Here is a 17,463-nt window from a genome sequence, read left to right as displayed (position 1 = left end):
CCGGTCGCTACGAATCACCCTTTGCGGCAACGACTCCCGCCGCGGGCAGCGCCGGCAGCGGCATGCCGTACAACCAGTCCGCCCACAGGTCCCGCAGCGGCGCCTCGCTGTAATGCCCGGCCAGATCGGTGAATTCGTCCGTCGTCACCGACGCGTGGCGGAACCGGGTGGTCCAGGCGCGCAGCAGGTCGAAGAAGGACGGATCGCCGAGGCGCAGGCGCAGGGTGTGCAGGGTGAGGGCGCCGCGCTTGTAGACGCGGTCGTCGAACATCTTCTCCGGCCCCGGGTCGCCGATGACGATGTCCTGGGGCAGCACCGACAGCATGCGGTGGGCGGTGCGGGCCAGGTGGTCGGCGCTGGGGCCGCCGGAGGCTTCCGACCAGATCCATTCGGCGTAGCAGGCGAAGCCCTCGTGCAGCCAGATGTCGCGCCACTTCGCGATGGTGACGCTGTTGCCGAACCACTGGTGCGCCAGCTCGTGCGCGATCAGGCGTTCGTGGCCGCGCTTGCCGTCGCAGTGGTTGGCACCGAAGACCGAGATGCCTTGGGCCTCGATCGGAATCTCGAGTTCGTCGTCGGTGACCACGACGGTGTACCCCTCGAAGGGGTACGGGCCGAACGCCTCGGTGAACACCGCCAGCATCTGCGGCTGCCGGGCGAAGTCGTGGTCGAAGGCGGCCCGGAGTCGTTGCGGCAGAACGGCTTGCATGGGCAGCGTCGCGCGGGGCGCCTCGATGCGGTGCTTGCCGTAGTGGCCGATCTGGACGGTGGCCAGGTAGCTCGCCATCGGCTCCGGCATCTCGTACACCCAGGTGGTCTGCGCGGCCTTCACCTGCTTGCGCATCAGGGTGCCGTTGGCCAGCGCGTAGTACGGGCTGTCGGTGGTGATCGAAATGCGGTAGCTGGCTTTGGAACTCGGGTGGTCGTCGCAGGGGAACCAGGAGGCGGCGCCGTTGGGCTGGCTGGCCACCAGCGCGCCCTCGGCGAGCTCCTCCCAGCCGACCTCACCCCACACTCCCCGGGTGGGCGTCGGAGTTCCGTTGTACTGCACCACCATTCGCAACACCCCGCCCGCCGGCACCTTGTCCCGCGGCGTGATCGTCAGCTTGCCCCGCTGATGGGTGTACTTGGCCGCCTTGGCGCCGTTGACGAACACCTTCGACACCGTCAGCGCCTGAGACAGGTCCAGCGCGAACCGATCCCGGGTCCCCGTCGTGACCGCGACGATCTCGGCGCGCCCGGCGAGCCGGTTGCTCGACACCTTGTACTCGAGCTCCAGCTCGTACCGCGACACCCGGTAACCCCGGTTCCCGTTCTGCGGCAGGTAGTCGTCGATCGGGTCCTCGTAGAACTTGCCCGGCATCACGTCCCCGATCCGGGCTGCCCCGATCCCGCGTGGCCCGGCCAGGGCGCGATCGGATTGCCCCACCATCGCGTGGAGCCCGGAACCCGGTCGCCGCGCATCACCAGCGAGGCGGGACCGATGGTGGCGCCGGCCCCGACCACCGCGGCCGGCAGTGCGACACAGTGCGGTCCGAGCGTGGCACCCGCTTCCAGCACCACCGTGTCGATGGCCATGATCCGATCGTGGAACAGATGGGTCTGCACCACGCAGCCACGCTCCACGGTCGCGCCGTCGCCGAGAGTCACCAGGTCCGCCTCCGGAAGCCAATAGGACTCGCACCATACCCCGCGGCCGATGGTGGCGCCGAGTCCCCGCAACCAGACGTTCAGGACAGGCGTCCCGGTGGCCGCACGCGCGAACCAGGGCGCGGCCACATGCTCGACGAACGTGTCGGCGACCTCGTTCCGCCACACGAACGAACTCCACAACGGATGGTCCCCGGCCCGGATCCGGCCGACCAGAATCCATTTCGCCACAACCGAACTCGCGCCCGCGACCGCCCCGGCGGCCATCAGCACCACGCCGCTGAGCAGCGCCGCCGGCAGGTGGCCCAGTGTGCGCGCGAGCCAGGCCAGTGCGAACAGCACCCCGAGCCCGATCGCGAAGGTCACCAGCACCGGGACCAGCCGGCAGGTCTCGACGACGGCCCGCGCGATTCGCAGCCGCAGCGGCGGGCGGAAGGTGCGCTCGAGGTCGCCGCCGCCCGCGGCCCGCCGCAACCGCACCGGCGGGCTGCCCAGCCACGACGAACCCGCCTTCGCCTTCGACGGCGCCGCCGACAGCACCGCGACCAGCCCGTTCTTCGGGACCCGGCGGCCCGGCGCGGTCATGCCCGAGTTACCGAGGAAGGCTCGCTTACCGACCTTGGATTCACCGATCCGCATCCAGCCGCCGCCGAGCTCGTACCCGGCGATCATGGTGTTGTCAGCCAGGAACGCGCCGTCGGCGACGGTGGTGAACTTGGGCAGCATCAGCACGGTGGAAGCCTCCACCTGCTTGCCGACCTTGGCGCCCAGCAGCCGCAGCCAGATCGGCGTCAGCAGGCCGGCGTACATGGGGAACAGGAAGGTCCGCGCGGAATCCAGCAGGCGTTCGGTCGCCCACGCCTGCCAGCCGACCCGGCTGCGCACCGGGTGATGTCCCGTGGTCAACCCGATGCTCAGTGCCCGCACCGCGACGATGGTGACGGCCGCGTACACCCCGAGGCTCACCAGCGACGCGACCGGCAGGATCACGAACGCGCGGCCGAGCCCGGCGCCGAGGGTGGCGGTGTCGCGGATCCACCAGGCGACGCAGGCGCCGCCCGCGGCCAGGCCCAGGACCGGCACCGCGGCCAGCAGCATCGAGCTGATCCCGAAGATCGCGATCCAGTGCCGGGCGCGCGGCGGCGACTGGTCGGGCCAGCGGTGGCGCGCCTTGCCGACCTTGACCGCGGGCGAGCCCGCCCATTCCTGCTCGGCCTTCACCTTGCCCGCGACCGCCGAACCGGGCGCGATCTCGGCATTGCGGCCGATCTTGGTGCCGGGCAACAGGATCGACCGCGCACCTACGACCGCGCCGGGCCCGATCTCGATCGGCCCGAGGTGCACCCGGTCGCCGTCGATCCAGTACCCGGACAGGTCCACCTCGGGCTCCACACTGCATCCGTCGCCGAGCTCGAGCATGCCGGTGACCGGCGGCAGTGTGTGCAGGTCGACGCCGCGGCCGATGCGGGCGCCGAGCGCTCGCGCGAACGGCACCATCCACGGTGCGCCGGACAGGTTCTCGGCACCGCTGGCCTCCGACAGCCGCACCGCCGCCCACAATCGCAGGTGTACGGCCCCGCCCCGCGGGTAGGTCCCGGGCCGCACGCCGCCGAGCAGCAGCCGGGAGCCGATGACGCACAACGCCATCCGGCCCGGCGGCGAAATGAACAGCACGAACGCGACCAGCACCCACCACCACGACAGGTGCGGCAGCCACGGCAACCTCCCCGACCGAGCCGCGATATTGCCGACGACGGCCAGCCAGGTGAACCATTGCAGGCCGGTCATGGTGGTCAGCGGCACGGTCGCCAGGATCTGGACCAGCTGCGCCCGGCGCGCCACCGGGCGCACCGCGCGCTCGGTGACCGCCGCGGCGGGTGTGCTGAGGTCGAGGAAGTCGGCCAGCGCGCCGAGCCGCGGCTGGTCGTAGAGGTCGGCGACGGCGATGCGCGGGTACCGTTCCCGCAGCGCGGCCACCAATTGCGCTGCGGCCAAGGATGTTCCGCCGAGATCGAAGAAATCGGCACCGGGGTCGGTCACTTCGGCACCCAGGATCGAATCCCACAGTCCGGCAACCCATTGCGCGGTCGGGGACAGTCCGGGATCGGCGTCGACAGCCTTGGGCAGCGGCCAGGGCAGGGCGTCGCGGTCCACCTTCCCGGAGGTCCGGGTCGGCAGCCGCTCCACCGCCACCAGACGTGGCACCAGCGGCTTGGGCAGCTGCTCCGCCAAGCGGGCCCGGGCCGCCGACAGATCACTGCCGGGCTCGGGACCGGTGAGGTAGCCGACCAGAATCTTGTTGCCCGCCTTGGTGGTTCGGATCGCCGCCGCCGCGCCGGTCACCCCGGGCAGGTGCTGTAGCGCGGTGTCGATCTCGCCCAGTTCGATCCGGCGCCCACCGATCTTGATCTGATCGTCGGCGCGGCCCAGGAACACCAGGCCGGCCGCGTCGTTGCGGACCAGATCCCCACTGCGATAAGCGCGTTCCCAGCCCACGGACTCCAGCGGGGCGTACTTCTCCGCGTCCTTGGCCGGGTCCAGATAGCGGGCCAGACCGACCCCGCCGATCACCAATTCCCCGGATTCGCCCTCCCCCACCGGATTTCCGGCCGGGTCGACCACCACCAGGTCCCAGCCGTCCAGCGGCAGGCCGATCCGGACCGGGAAGGAACCGTCCAGCAGCGCGGCACAGGCGACCACCGTGGCCTCGGTGGGGCCGTAGGTGTTCCACACCTCGCGACCCACCTGCCGGTCACCGGCCAGCCGCTCGGCCAGTTCCGGCGGCACCGCCTCACCGCCGAAGATCAACAGCCGCACCGCTTCCAGCGCCTCCACCGGCCAGGTCGCGGCGAGCGTCGGCACGGTGGACACGACGGTGATCTCGCGCCGGATCAGCCAGGGACCCAGGTCGGCGCCGGTGCGGACCAGGGCACGCGGCGCGGGCACCAGGCAGGCGCCGTGCCGCCAGGCCAGCCACATCTCCTCGCACGAGGCGTCGAAGGCGACCGACAGCCCGGCCAGCACCCGGTCACCCGGCCGGATCGGATCGTCGGCCAGGAACAGCCGGGACTCGGCGTCGACGAATGCGGCCGCGTTGCGGTGGGTCACCGCGACACCCTTCGGGGTGCCGGTGGAACCGGAGGTGAAGATGATCCACGCGTCGTCGGCGGGTGTGGGCAGGCGCGGCTCGTCCGGCGCGGCCGGCTCGGCCCGCTCGACCGGCTCGATCCCGGCCGCCGTGACCACCGCGGTGACCCGCGCCTCACCGAAGACCAGCCGAGCCCGCTCGTCGGGATCGTCGGCGTCCACCGGGACGTAGGCGGCGCCCGCGTGCAGCACCGCGAGGATCGTCACATAGAGCGCGCACGATCCCGACGGCATGCGGACACCCACCCGGTCGCCGGGCCGCACCCCGGCGGCGGCCAGCGCCCGCACGCCGGCGTCGATCTCGTCGCGGAGCTCGGCGTAGGAGAGGACGATCTCGCCGTCGTCGACGGCCGGCGCGTCCGGATGGGCCGCGGTGGTCGCCGCCAGAATGTCGGGCAACGTGCGGGCGGACGGTGCGAACTCGGCGCGCCACATCGGAGCGTCGAGCACCGTGTCACCGGCCTGCGCTTGCGGAGACATGTCCGGCCCACCTCTCGATTGCCCACCGACCCTTCGTCAGAGGTTGTTTCACAGCAGGGTTAACGCCCGGCGAACCCCGCGGATTCGACCGTTAACCGTACCCGCCGAACAACCGCGCCCCCGCCGCCCACGGCCGTGATGTTCACCATGACCTTCGCGCCGCGCGGTCACCGGTACCGACCCGGGCACCGCCGGCACGACCGCAGGGGCCGCCGGGCGGTGCCCCGAAGACACTCGTGTACCGGCGGATCAGTCCTCGCCGGTGATCAACTTGTGTGTGACACCGGCGAGGATCGCGCCGACCAGCGGCGCGACGAGGAACACCCACACCTGCGCCAGGGCGTGCCCGCCACCGAACCAGGCGACACCGAGCGAGCGGGCCGGGTTCACCGAGGTGCCGTCGATCGGGATCGAGACCAAGTGGATGAGCGTCAGGGCGAGACCGATGGTCACACCGGCCGTCGCCGGGGTGGCGCGCGGCGAGGTCACGCCCAGGATCACGTACAGGAACATGGCGGTGAGCAGGATCTCGGCGATGATCACTGCCCACAGCGAGTAGTTGTCCCCGCCCCAGCCGTTGGTGGCCATGTGCCCCTTGGCGACGAAGCCGCTCTGCCCCTTGGCGATGATCAGGATCGCCAAGCCGCCCAACGTCGCGCCGACGACCTGCGCCGCGACATAGCCCGGGACGTTCTGCCAGCCGAACCGGCGGGCCGTCGCGAGCCCGACCGTCACGGCCGGATTGAAGTGCGCGCCCGAAATGTGGCCCAGGGCATACGCACCCGTCAGCACGGTCAGACCGAAGGCGAGCGAGACCGCCACCCGCTCGGCGCCACCGAAGAACACGACCGCGCCGCAGCCGCCGAGGACCAGCCAGAACGTGCCCAGGGTCTCGGCTCCCAGACGTGCGGCCGTGGATGGGAACTTGGTCGGAGCATCGGTCTGCGAATCGGACATGCTTCCTCCTGGTCGTCTATCCAGTGATAACCAGAATGTATAAGTTGTCCGGACCCGAGGGCCGCAGCGAATCGCCGGGGCGGAACCCGCACCGCAATCTAGAAGTACAGCTCGGACTCCGGCACCTTCGGTGTCTCCGCGGTGATTCCCCACAGCAGGCCGAAGAAGCGGTTGAGCTCCGGATGCAGGATCACCTTTCCGCTGGTCATGACCGCCACCGAGAGCGCGCGCTCGGGATCGGCCCACGCGGCGATGCTGGTGAAGCCGTGATGCCCGAAGGCGAGCCGGGTGTCGGGACCGAACAGGTTCACCAGGCGGCCGCCGAGCATGTGGCCGTAGCCGAAGCCGGCGTTCACCCCGAGCATCAGGTCGGGTTCGATGCGGGACTGCGGAACCAGCGCGGCCGCAACGGTTTCCGGGCGCATGATCCGGACGCCGTCGAGTTCGCCACCGCGCCGGAAGATCTCGTAGAACCGGGACAGCTCGTGCGCGGTGGTGACCAGGTTCGCGGCCGGCGCCAGGATACCGAGGTGGGCGGGACCGTTACCGGCCTCCACCGCGTCGGCCAGCGAGACACCGATGATCCGTTCGACCATGGTCGTCATGGGTGGCACGTTCAGGCCGGTCAGATAGTTGCGGGCCAGGGCGGGGATCTCGTCCGGGGTCGCACCGTAGTTCGTGGCGGTGAACCCGAGCGGGTCCAGGATCTCCTCGATCAGCACCGTGCGCAGATCCTTGCCGGTCACCCGGTGCACGACCTCGCCGAGGATGAACCCGCCCGAAAGCGCGTGGTAGGCCTGATATTTGCCCGGGGTGGTGGCCGGGCGCACCGCACACAGGTTGCGTACCAACAGGTCCCGGTCCCCCACCGCGGCGGGTTCCAGAGCATGCCGTGGCAGCCAGGCGACCCCGGCCCGGTGCGACAGCACCTGGCCGATGGTGATGGATTCCTTACCGAGACAACCGTATTCGGGAATGTAGCGGGCCACCGGCGCGTCCAGCTCGACCAGGCCACGCTCGACCAGCAGATGCACCACGAACGCCATCACGCCCTTGGACGCCGAATACGCGGCGAACCGGGTATCGGTCGTGACCGGCACGACCGGCGTCCCGGGAGCCTCGCCGGGCCCGTTCCCGCGCGCGTGCCCGAGCGCCCGATCGAACACGACCGCGCCCCGGCGGCGGATGCACACCTGGATCGCCGGATGCACACCGCTGCGATACAACCAGCGCATCCGGCGCCAGATCCGCTGCGGATAGTCGGCCGGCAGCCCGACGTCGGTGGCATCCACCTCGGCGCCGATCGAGGCGACCGAGTCGAGATCGCGCGGGATCGGCACCCGGCGAATTGGATCGGGAAGCATGGCGAGACCCGAGAACACCGGGGCGAACGTGGACACGAATCGCGGCTCAGCCACGCCCGGAGGCGCGATCCGCCGCCCGCCGCTGCGCCCGGTTACCGGTGTAGTGCGCCTGCACCACCGGCCGGGTCTCCGCCTCGTAGCGCCCGTAGGCGTCGACGATGTCGGCCACCAGCCGGTGCCGCACCACGTCACTGGAGGTGAGCTGCGCGAAGTGGATGTCCTCCACACCGGACAGGATCTCGCTGACCACCCGCAGCCCCGACTGAGTGCCGCCGGGCAGGTCGACCTGGGTGACGTCACCGGTGACGACGATCTTCGAGCCGAAGCCGAGCCGGGTCAGGAACATCTTCATCTGCTCGGGCGTGGTGTTCTGCGCCTCGTCCAGGATGATGAACGAGTCGTTGAGCGACCGGCCGCGCATGTAGGCCAGCGGCGCCACCTCGATGACACCCGAGGCCATGAGCTTCGGGATCGCCTCCGGGTCCATCATGTCGTGCAGCGAGTCGTACAGCGGGCGCAGATACGGGTCGATCTTCTCGTTCAGCGTGCCCGGCAGGAAGCCCAGCCGCTCGCCCGCCTCGACCGCCGGCCGGGTCAGGATGATGCGGTTGACCTGCTTGGTCTGCAGCGCCTGCACGGCCTTGGCCACGGCCAGGTACGTCTTACCGGTACCGGCCGGGCCGATGCCGAACACGATGGTGTTCTTGTCGATGGCGTCGACGTAGTGCTTCTGGTTGAGCGTCTTCGGGCGGATGGTCTTGCCCCGGCGGGACAGGATGTCCAGGCTCAGCACCTCGGCCGGCGAATCCGACGAACCCTCGGTGAGCATGCGCACGGTGTGCCGGACGGCCTCCGCCGTGACCACGCGGTTGCGCGCGGTGAGCGCCACCAGCTGCTCGACCACCCGCTCGGCGAGCGCCACCTCGGCCGCCAGGCCGGTCAGGGTGACGGCATTGCCGCGAACGTGGATGTCGGCGTCGAGCAGGCGCTCGAGTTCACGGAGGTTCTCGTCCGCCGAACCGAGAAAGCCGAACACGGATTCGGGTGCGAGTTCGATGTTGGAACGGACGGTCCGCGCGGCCGGTCCCGCGCCGTTGCCGATCCCTGACGTAGAGGTCTGATCGCCGAATTCATCGTGGGTTCGCAATAGGTGCCTGAGCCTGCTTTCCGTTCTCGAACGTCTGTGTGCACAAAGTTTAGCTCGCGGGCTCGGCCACGCCCAGTGAATAAGGGGCTACCACCAGGTCACGGACCGGATTCCGGCCACCCGTCCGCACGGTCCGGCGGACCTATTTGACGCAGGGGATGTCGCCGCCGTCCATGCTCGACAGGTCGGTCGGTTCGGGGGCATTCACCCCGGTGGCGGTGGCCGAGACCGGCGCCGGCGGCTCGGTACTGGTGGCGGCCGAACCGCCGCTGGTCGTGGTGGCGGCGTACGTGGTGTCGGGGATCGAGGCGGCCAGCTCGGCGATCGGACCGGAGGACGCGCCGTCGGTACCGACGATGAGCTGGATGGTGTCGGGGTCCAGCGCGGCCGACTTGGTCGCGGTCAGGCCCAGGGTCTCGGCCAGCGAGGTGGCGGCCGCGTCGGCGCCGGAACCGTAGCTCAGGGTGGTGACGCTGCGGATGGTGCCGGTGCCGACCGTGCCCTGCGTGAATCCCTTTCCGGTGAGCGCCTGTTCGAGGCGGGCGGCGAGCCCGGTCTGCCCGGACCCGTTGATCACGTTGACCACGACCCCGGCAGCGGAGAAGACCGTGGTCGGCGCGACCGCGGTGGTCGGCACCGAACCGCCCGAGAGCAGGCTCTTGGCGATCGCGTGGATCTGGCTCAGGTCGACCAGGTTGATGTCCTCACCGAGATCGTCGGTGCCGAAGTCCTTGACCGGCAAGGTGTAGAGGGTGATCCCGCCCGACATCAGCTGCGAGGCGCGCTGCGCGAAGGCCACCAGGTCGAGTGTGCTGTCGACGGCGATGTTCTGTTTGGCCACGTCGAGCAGGCTGTGCAGAGTGGACGGGCTCGCGACGGCGCCGGTGTTGCTCAGCTTGCGGGCCAGCGACACGATGAACGCCTGCTGGCGCCGGGTGCGATCGAGGTCGGTGAAGTTCAGCGACGGGTCGGGGTCGCGGCGCTGCCGGACGAACGCCATGGCCTGCGCGGCGTCGATCTCTTGACGGCCCTTCTTGAAGTCGGCGCCGGAGAAATCGTCCTGGGTCCGCTCGTTCAGGCACACCGTGAGCGGCTGGACCGCCTGCGCGATCTGGAAGAACGCCACCAGCGTGACCTCGACGAAGTGGTCGATCGGCACGTTGCCACCGAGGAAGGTGCGCACGGTCGCGATCTCGGCCTTGCGGCCGGCGTCGCGCGACTTCTGTTCGATGGTGACCGGATCGGTGACCGTCTTCGCGTTCTCCAGCTTCACCTTGGCCCGCTCGTAGGCATAGCCGTAGGCCTGCTTGATCTTGCCCTTGCAGGGCGCGACGTCACAGGCCGAGGGGTCCAGCGCGACGTAGTCGTCGCGCGGGATGGAGATCGCGGTCGATTTGGATCCGTCACCCGGGATGTGCAGCAGGATGAGCACATTCGAGTTGTAACCGCCGACGCTGTCGTCGCCGGCGTGCAGCGCGTCGTATATGTCCTGCGGGAGCGGATTGCCCTTCTCGTCCAGGCGGCTGTCGAGCCCCATGACGAGGATGTTCTGGTCGGCGTTCGCGGATTTGGGGCCGTCGTCGAGTGCCTGCGAGGTGGTGACTCCCGCCAGCACGTCGTGATACCCCTTGTACGCCGCGCCCGTGCCGACCAGAACCGTCACGGCCAGCAGGGCCATCAACGTCCGGCCCGCTGTCAGCAGCGTGCGGCGAGGGCCGCTCGGACCACCCGATACCGGCCGGGCCGCGGTCGGCCACCCACCCGCGGTGGCGCCGGGCACGGTCTGCGCCTGCTGCGGGCGCAATGGCATGGTGGCCGGATCCGGGTCCCCCGGCTCGGAGCGTCCGCTGTCCCCTGCGTACGTCATGTGACCGAATATAGGCACCCGGCGACGCCGATCCGAGAATTGACCGGCGCGCCTCCCGTGCGATCCGCTCCCGGCCGAGCCCGCCGAAAGCGCTGGTAGGCGCCCGAAAAATCACGTTCTCCGCGGGCCGGCACGGATTCGTCAGGGGGCCTACAGCCGCACACCGTGGCCCGCCGGCGCGGCCGCAAACCGGCCGCACCGGCGAATGTCGTTGCCGGACGCTACTTCACGCAGGGGACGCCGTTGGCGTTGCCGTCCATGCTCGACAGGTCCGTCGGCGCGGGGGCGTTGGCGCCCGTGGCGGTCGCGTTCACCGGGGGCGGCGGCGGAGCGGTCGTGGTGGCGGCACTGGACGAACTCGAATCCGGGGCGGGCCCGGCCAGATCCGCGATCGGACCCGAGGTCGCGTCCTCCGTGCCGACGATCAGCTGGATCGTGTTGTCCTCGCGGGCGGCGGACGCTTTGGCGGTGAGACCCAGCTGGGTCGCCAGCGCCGTGGCCGCCTGTTCCGCGCCGGCCCCGTAGGTCAGCGAACTCGTGGCGCGCGCCTCGTCGGACGTGGGCTTCCCCGGCGTGAAACCCTTACCGGCCAAGGCGGTCTCGAGCCGGGCCGCCAGGCCCTGCTCACCGGAACCGTTGATCACGTTCACCGTCACACCGGCCGCGGCGGGAACCGAGGTCGGCGCCGCGGTGGTGGTCGGCGACGGCGGACCGCTGCCCGCCATGATGTCCTTCACGATGCCGTGGATCTGGTTCATGTCGACGATGTTGATCGACTCCAGGTCGCCGTTGACGTTCGGCGCGTCACCGAAGTCCTGCACCGGCAGCGTGTACATGGTGATGCCGCCCGACACCAGCGTGGAGGCGTGCTGCACGAACTGCAGCATGTCCAGCTTGTCGTCGATGGCGATGTTCTGTTTGGCGACGTCGAGCAGGTTGCGCAGGGTGCTCGGGCTGCTGACCGCGCCGCTCTGCGCGAGCTTGTGGGCGAGCGCCACAATGAACGCCTGCTGGCGCCGGGTGCGGTCCAGGTCGGTGAAGTTCAGCGATTCGTCGGGGTCGCGGCGCTGCCGGACAAACGCCATGGCCTGCGAGGCGTCGATGTCCTGCACGCCCTTCTGGAAGTCGGCGCCGGAGAAGTCGTCCTGGGTGCGCTCGTTGAGGCAGACGGTGATCGGCTGCACGGCCTGGGCGATCTGGAAGAACGCGACCAGCGTGACCTCGACGAAATGGTCGATCGGAACGTTGTTGCCGAGGAAGGACTTGATCGTCGCGATCTCCGCCTTGCGTCCCTCTTCGCGGGCCGCCTGTTCCAGAGCCTGCGGATCGGAGATCGTCTTGGCCAGCCGGTCCTTGGCGCCGACGTAGGCCCAGCCGTAGGCCGTCTTGATCTTGTCCTTGCACGGCGAGGTGCCACCGACACAGGACGCCGGGGCCAGGGTCACGTAGTCGTCGCGCGGGATGGAGATGGCCGTGGCCTTCGATCCGTCGCCCGGAATGTGCAGCAGGATCAGCACATTGGAGTTGTAACCGCCGACACTGTCGTCACCGGCGTGCAGCGCGTCGTACATCTCCTGCGGGAGCGGATTGCCCTTCTCGTCCAGGCGGCTGTCCAGCCCCATGATGAGAATGTTCTGCGCCGCGCCCGTCGACTTCGGGCCGTCACCGAGGGCGTTGGACTTGGTGACCCCGGACACCGCCTGCCGGTAGCCCTCCCAGGCGGCCCCGGTACCGACCAGCACGGTCACCGCCGACAACGCGACCAGGGACCGGCCGACCGCCCACAGCGTCCGCTTCTCCTGCTGCTGCCGCGCCGCCCGCCGCCCGGTCGCGCGCCCGCCCCGGTGCGGAGGTAACCGAGTCGTGACCGGATCCGGATCTACCGGACGGCCCTGACGGCTGTCCCCTGCGTACTTCATAACAATTCAATATAGGCACAGCCGTCGGTCGAGGCGAGTCGGTATCCGCCCCACACCGTCTACCAGCGGTGGGTCCCGGCGTGGACCGGACCGCGGTCCCAGCGCGGCAAGCGTTCTCGCCGGGGTGTGAGTATGGCCACCACGAGTGCGCTCCGGGCGGCCGTTTCACCAGCGGGGCGTGAGCGCTCCCAGCGCGCCGAGCGCCACAGCGGCGGCCGTCGAGGTCCGCAGCACGGTCGGACCCAGCAGGACGATGTCCGCGCCCGCGTCCCGCAGCGCGTCCAGCTCGGCATCGGCCAGGCCGCCCTCGGGGCCGACGATCAGCACGATGCGGTCGGCCCGAGCGAACGGCAGCTCGGTGAACCGGGACGTACCCGACTCGTGCAAGGCCGCCACGATCCCGTTGTCCGCCTTGACCGTTCGCACCAGATCGAGCAGGTCGGCGGTGCGGTGCAGGCCGGTGACCTCCGGGATCCAGGCCCGCCGGGACTGCCGCGCCGCACCGCGGGCCGCGGCACGCCACTTCTCGACGCCCTTGCCCGCCTTGGCTTCCCAGTTCGACACGCAACGCGACGCCTGCCAGGGCACGATCACGTCGGCGCCGGCCTCGGTCATCAGCTCGACGGCAAGCTCGGAACGATCGGACTTGGGCAGCGCCTGCACCACCGTGACCGCCGGCGCCGGAGCCGTTGCCGGCTGCCGGTCCAGCACCCGGAGCTCCAACCGGTCCTTCTGCGCGGCAACCACTTCCGACGGCGCCAGCAGACCGGCGCCGTCGGACAACGTGATCAGCTCACCGACGCGGGTGCGCCGGACCGTCGCGGCGTGCCGGCCCTCCGGGCCGTCGAGCACCGCGATCTGCCCCGGCTCCGGAATATGGTCGCAATAGAAGACGGTGGCGGCCAACGGATCTCAGCGCCCGCTGAACGACGCGCGGAGCCGGGCGAACAGGCCGCTGTTGTGCTCCGACGACGCGGTCAGCACCTCGGTGCGCTCGCCGTTGCGAGTGGCCTTGTACTGCCGCAACATTCCGGTCTGCTTGGAGTCCAGCTTGGTCGGCACCACGATGTCGAGGTGCGCGATCAGGTCGCCGCGGGCGTTGCTGCGCAGCTTCGGCATGCCGTGTCCGCGCAGTACCGACACCTCGCCCGGCTGGGTGCCGGCCGGGATGGTCAGCTCGGTGGGGCCGTCCAGGATGGTGTCGACGACCACGGTCGTGCCCAGCGCCGCGTCCACCATCGGGACCCGGATGGTGCAGTGCAGGTCGTCGGCGTCGCGGACGAAGGTGTCGTGCGGCTGCTCGACGATCTCGACGTACAGGTCGCCGGCCGGGCCGCCACCGGGGCCGACCTCGCCCTGGGCGGCCAGCCGCACCCGCATGCCGTTGGCCACACCGGCCGGGATGGGCGCCGCGATCTCGCGCCGGGCGCGCACCCGGCCGTCGCCACCGCACTTACGGCAGGGGTCGGGAATGACCTCACCGGCACCGCGGCAGGTCGGGCAGGGCCGCGAGGTCATGACCTGGCCCAGGAACGAGCGCTGCACCGACTGCACCTCACCGGCACCACCACAGGTGTCGCAGCGGACCGGCTTGGAGTCACCGTTGGTGCCGGCGCCCTGGCACAGGTCGCACAGCACGGCGGTGTCGACCGTCAGGTGCTTGGTGACGCCGACCGCGCATTCGGCCAGCGACAGCCGGGTGCGCAGCAGCGAGTCCGCGCCGGCCTGGACGCGGCCGCGCGGCTTGCGCGGGTTGGCGGCATTGCCCATGCCGCCGAAGAAGGCTTCGAAGACGTCGCCGAGACCGCCGAAGCCGGCCCCCGAGAAGCCGCCCCCGCCACCGGATTCCATCGGGTCGCCGCCGAGGTCCACGATGCGCCGCTTCTCCGGGTCGGTGAGAACCTCGTAGGCGGTGGACACCTCGCGGAAACGCTCCTGGGCCTGCGGATCCGGGTTGACGTCGGGATGCAGTTCCCGGGCGAGCTTCCGGTAGGCGCGCTTGAGTTCCTGGTCGGTCGCCGAGCGGCCGACGCCGAGAATTCCGTAGTAGTCCCGTGCCACTTCTGTCTCTAGTCCTGTTCCGAATCGAATTTGGTGCCGAAAGCTGCCGCCGCTGCGGCAGGCTCATCGTTCAGCGAGCACTTCACCGATGTATCGCGCGACCGCGGCGACCGACGCGATGGTTCCGGGGTAGTCCATCCGTGTCGGCCCCAGTACTCCCATACCGCCGAGGACGGCACCCGGCACACCGTACCCGGTCGAGACGACGGAGGTTCCGCGCATCTGCTCGACCCGGGTCTCCTCACCGATCTGCACGGTGACCGTCCCCGGATGCTGCGCGGCGGCCAGCAGTTTCAGTACCACGACCTGCTCTTCGAGCGCCTCGAGTACCTGCCGCAGCGAGCCCGGGAAGCCGAAGTCGCCGACATTGCGGGTGAGGTTGGCGGTGCCGCCCAGGACCAGCCGGTCCTCGGGGTGCTCGACCAGGGTTTCGACCAGCACGGTCGACACCCGGACCAGCACGTCACGCAGCGGGCCCTGCACCGTTTCGGGCAGGCTGGACACCGCCGCGGACGCGGCGGACAGCCGCTTGCCGTCCATGGCCTTGCCGAGCATGCCGCGCAGCGCGCTCACGTCGTCGTCGTCCACGACCGCGCCGAGGTCGACCAGGCGCTGATCGACCCGGCCGGTGTCGGTGATCACGACCAGCAGCAGCCGGGCGGGGTTGAGCGCCACCACTTCCAGGTGGCGCACGGTGGACGCGGACACGGTCGGGTACTGCACCATGGCGACCTGGCGGGTGAGCTGGGCGAGCAGCCGCACACCGCGTCGCAGCACGTCGTCGAGGTCGACCCCGCTCTCCAGGAACTGCATGATCGCCTTGCGTTCGGCCGGCGACAGCGGCTTGACCTCGGCGATGTTGTCGACGAATTCCCGGTAGCCCTTGTCGGTCGGGATGCGGCCGGACGAGGTGTGGGGCTGGGCGATATAGCCCTCGGCCTCGAGCACGGCCATGTCGTTGCGAACGGTGGCGCTGGAGACGCCGAGATTGTGCCGCTCGACCAGTGATTTCGAGCCGATCGGCTCCTTGGTGGCAATGTAGTCGGCCACGATGGCGCGCAGGACCTCGAGCCGTCGCTCTTCGGTAGTCGACATCGGCCCACCTCCTCGTGATCGCGCTCGGCCCACCGCGCGGAGAAACGGGCCATTCTTGGATCCATTCTAGGTGAGTGTGGTCGGCTCAGGGTTTCCCAGTCCCGCCAGGTGCGACAGCGATCGCCGCGCACTCGGGCGATCGGCCGCGACAGACCCGGCAATTCGGTACCGCGCGTACCGGGAACCAGGCGACACCCACCGGATCACGTGATACACGACACACATTCACGCACAGCGGACTCCCGGCGGCTCGGGCGTGGCGCCGCTCAGTCCAGCAGCGTGCGGACCACACCGTCGGCCAACAACCGGCCCCGATCGGTGAGCACCAGACGGTCCGCGTCGATCGCCGCCAGCCCGTCGGCGATCACCCGATCGGCCGCACGCCGGCCGGCCGGGGTCAGTTCGGCGAGCGGCAGGCCGGTGCGCAGGCGCACGGTCAGCATCACCCGTTCGGTGTAGGCCTCGTCGGCGGTCAGCGCCTCCCAGCCGGCCGCGGGCAGGCCGCCGCCGGCCACCCGATCCGCGTAGCGCGCCGGATGTTTCACGTTCCACCAGCGCACGCCGCCGACGTGCGAATGCGCACCGGGCCCGGCGCCGAGCCAGTCACCGCGATCCCAATAGCCCAGGTTGTGCCGGCAGCGCGCGGAATCGGTTGCGGCCCAGTTCGACACCTCGTACCAGCCCAGGCCCGCGGCGGTCAGGCGGGTGTCGATGCGGTGGTAGCGGTCGGCCAGCACGTCCTCGTCGGGTGCGGGCAGTTCCCCGCGGCGCACCTTGCGGGCCAGGGCCGTGCCGTCCTCCACGATCAGCGAGTAGGCCGACACATGGTCGACTCCGGCGGCGAGCACCGCGTCGAGGCTGGCATCCAGATCGGCGTCGGTCTCCCCCGGCGTGCCGTAGATCAGATCGAGGTTCAGGTGCTCGAATCCGGCGGCGCGGGCCTCCACGGCCGCGGCCACGGCCCGGCCGGGAGTGTGGGTGCGGTCGAGCACCTTCAGCACGTGTTCGGCCGCGGACTGCATGCCGAGCGAGATCCGGGTGTAGCCGGCGTCGAGCAGCCGGGCGAAGAACTCGGGCGAGGTCGACTCCGGATTCGATTCGGTGGTCACCTCGGCGCCCGGCGCGAGCGGGAACGTGTCGCGAATCGCGTCGAGGACCTGGGCCAACCCGTCACCGCCGAGCAGCGAGGGCGTGCCGCCGCCGACGAACACCGTGTCGACCGCCGGTTGCGCGGTCGGCAGCGCGGCGAACGCGGCCGCCGCCGTGGCCAGCTCACCTTTCAGGGCCGTCAACCAGGACTGCGGCGAGGCCGAGGTGCCCAGCTCGCCGGCCGTATAGGTGTTGAAGTCGCAGTAGCCGCAGCGCGTGGCGCAGAACGGCACGTGCACGTAGATCCCGAACGGCCCGCCGCCGAAGTCGCGCAGCACCGGCCGATCGGCGTCGGGTGCGGCGGAACTCGGGGAGACGATCGCGGTCATCCTTCCAGTCTGACCTGTCGCGCGGACCGAGCGCGGGCGGGTCCGGGGCAAGGAAGCCGATTGCTATGACTCATCTCACACACCGGGTCGTCCGTCCAGGTAATTTCCCCCACAGTTCCGGAAAATATCCGAGACCGGGTCGGTATGCCCGTTCTGACATGGCACAATAAGCAGCATGAGCGCATCCGGAGTCCGATTGGTGGCACGCCGCCACGTCGACTTCAAGCGCGTCTGCAGCGCCTGCTGTCTGCCAGGAATCGTCCGGTAGTTCGGTCTGTCCTGGTCCCGCGTCGCCGGA

General features: G+C 70.2%; 12 protein-coding genes. 1 reads left to right on the top strand and 11 read right to left on the bottom strand.

Annotated features, from left to right (window positions below; all coding sequences use genetic code 11):
• Positions 1-7: 7 nt before the first annotated feature.
• From EBN03_RS13480 to hemW, 11 genes are all read right to left on the bottom strand, one after another.
• On the bottom strand, positions 8-1,432 hold the full coding sequence (locus tag EBN03_RS13480) for a M1 family metallopeptidase (RefSeq protein WP_407671140.1): 1,425 nt from the start codon (positions 1,430-1,432) through the stop codon (positions 8-10).
• Positions 1,363-5,277, bottom strand: a complete 3,915-nt coding sequence (locus tag EBN03_RS13475; RefSeq protein ID WP_122188305.1) for a Pls/PosA family non-ribosomal peptide synthetase — start codon at positions 5,275-5,277, stop codon at positions 1,363-1,365. The genes EBN03_RS13480 and EBN03_RS13475 overlap by 70 nt, the downstream gene beginning before the upstream one ends.
• A 249-nt stretch (positions 5,278-5,526) precedes the next feature.
• Complete coding sequence (locus tag EBN03_RS13470) at positions 5,527-6,234, bottom strand: aquaporin (RefSeq protein WP_122188304.1); 708 nt, start codon at positions 6,232-6,234, stop codon at positions 5,527-5,529.
• Between the two features lie 98 nt (positions 6,235-6,332).
• The gene (locus EBN03_RS13465; RefSeq protein ID WP_233608354.1) at positions 6,333-7,652 is read right to left on the bottom strand and encodes a serine hydrolase domain-containing protein; all 1,320 of its coding nucleotides are present in this window, start codon (positions 7,650-7,652) and stop codon (positions 6,333-6,335) included.
• On the bottom strand, positions 7,645-8,700 hold the full coding sequence (locus EBN03_RS13460) for a PhoH family protein (protein ID WP_233608374.1): 1,056 nt from the start codon (positions 8,698-8,700) through the stop codon (positions 7,645-7,647). Before EBN03_RS13460 ends, EBN03_RS13465 begins: the two co-directional genes overlap by 8 nt.
• A gap of 187 nt (positions 8,701-8,887) precedes the next feature.
• The gene (locus tag EBN03_RS13455; protein WP_407671139.1) at positions 8,888-10,612 is read right to left on the bottom strand and encodes an LCP family protein; all 1,725 of its coding nucleotides are present in this window, start codon (positions 10,610-10,612) and stop codon (positions 8,888-8,890) included.
• Positions 10,613-10,833: 221 nt separating this feature from the next.
• Entirely contained in the window at positions 10,834-12,531 is a 1,698-nt protein-coding gene (locus EBN03_RS13450) for an LCP family protein (RefSeq protein WP_122188302.1), read from the bottom strand.
• Positions 12,532-12,696: 165 nt separating this feature from the next.
• Positions 12,697-13,437, bottom strand: a complete 741-nt coding sequence (locus tag EBN03_RS13445) for a 16S rRNA (uracil(1498)-N(3))-methyltransferase (protein ID WP_122188301.1) — start codon at positions 13,435-13,437, stop codon at positions 12,697-12,699.
• 6 nt (positions 13,438-13,443) lie between these two features.
• Positions 13,444-14,592: a molecular chaperone DnaJ gene (gene dnaJ / locus EBN03_RS13440; RefSeq protein WP_122188300.1), complete on the bottom strand. Its 1,149-nt coding sequence runs from the start codon at positions 14,590-14,592 to the stop codon at positions 13,444-13,446.
• 63 nt (positions 14,593-14,655) lie between these two features.
• Positions 14,656-15,687: a heat-inducible transcriptional repressor HrcA gene (gene hrcA / locus EBN03_RS13435; protein ID WP_122188299.1), complete on the bottom strand. Its 1,032-nt coding sequence runs from the start codon at positions 15,685-15,687 to the stop codon at positions 14,656-14,658.
• Positions 15,688-15,953: 266 nt separating this feature from the next.
• The gene (hemW, locus tag EBN03_RS13430) at positions 15,954-17,165 is read right to left on the bottom strand and encodes a radical SAM family heme chaperone HemW (RefSeq protein WP_122188298.1); all 1,212 of its coding nucleotides are present in this window, start codon (positions 17,163-17,165) and stop codon (positions 15,954-15,956) included.
• Between the two features lie 175 nt (positions 17,166-17,340).
• Between hemW and EBN03_RS35830 the strand changes: the two genes are divergently transcribed.
• Positions 17,341-17,433 (top strand): Ms4527A family Cys-rich leader peptide, encoded by a 93-nt coding sequence (locus tag EBN03_RS35830; protein WP_407671138.1) that lies wholly within the window; start codon positions 17,341-17,343, stop codon positions 17,431-17,433.
• The last annotated feature ends 30 nt before the right edge of the window (positions 17,434-17,463 follow it).

Origin of the sequence: Nocardia stercoris, assembly GCF_003696265.1 — a bacterium.
GTDB lineage: Bacteria > Actinomycetota > Actinomycetes > Mycobacteriales > Mycobacteriaceae > Nocardia > Nocardia stercoris.
This window is presented reverse-complemented; position numbering and strand designations above follow the sequence as displayed.

Excerpts from the sequence above, each read along its gene's own strand:
- EBN03_RS13480 (WP_407671140.1), bottom strand. The coding sequence starts at position 1,432 with ATGGTGGGGCAATCCGATCGCGCCCTGGCCGGGCCACGCGGGATCGGG.
- EBN03_RS13475 (WP_122188305.1), bottom strand. The coding sequence starts at position 5,277 with ATGTCTCCGCAAGCGCAGGCCGGTGACACGGTGCTCGACGCTCCGATG.
- EBN03_RS13470 (WP_122188304.1), bottom strand. The coding sequence starts at position 6,234 with ATGTCCGATTCGCAGACCGATGCTCCGACCAAGTTCCCATCCACGGCC.
- EBN03_RS13455 (WP_407671139.1), bottom strand. The coding sequence starts at position 10,612 with ATGACGTACGCAGGGGACAGCGGACGCTCCGAGCCGGGGGACCCGGAT.
- EBN03_RS13450 (WP_122188302.1), bottom strand. The coding sequence starts at position 12,531 with ATGAAGTACGCAGGGGACAGCCGTCAGGGCCGTCCGGTAGATCCGGAT.
- hrcA (WP_122188299.1), bottom strand. The coding sequence starts at position 15,687 with ATGTCGACTACCGAAGAGCGACGGCTCGAGGTCCTGCGCGCCATCGTG.
- hemW (WP_122188298.1), bottom strand. The coding sequence starts at position 17,165 with ATGACCGCGATCGTCTCCCCGAGTTCCGCCGCACCCGACGCCGATCGG.
- EBN03_RS35830 (WP_407671138.1), top strand. The coding sequence starts at position 17,341 with ATGAGCGCATCCGGAGTCCGATTGGTGGCACGCCGCCACGTCGACTTC.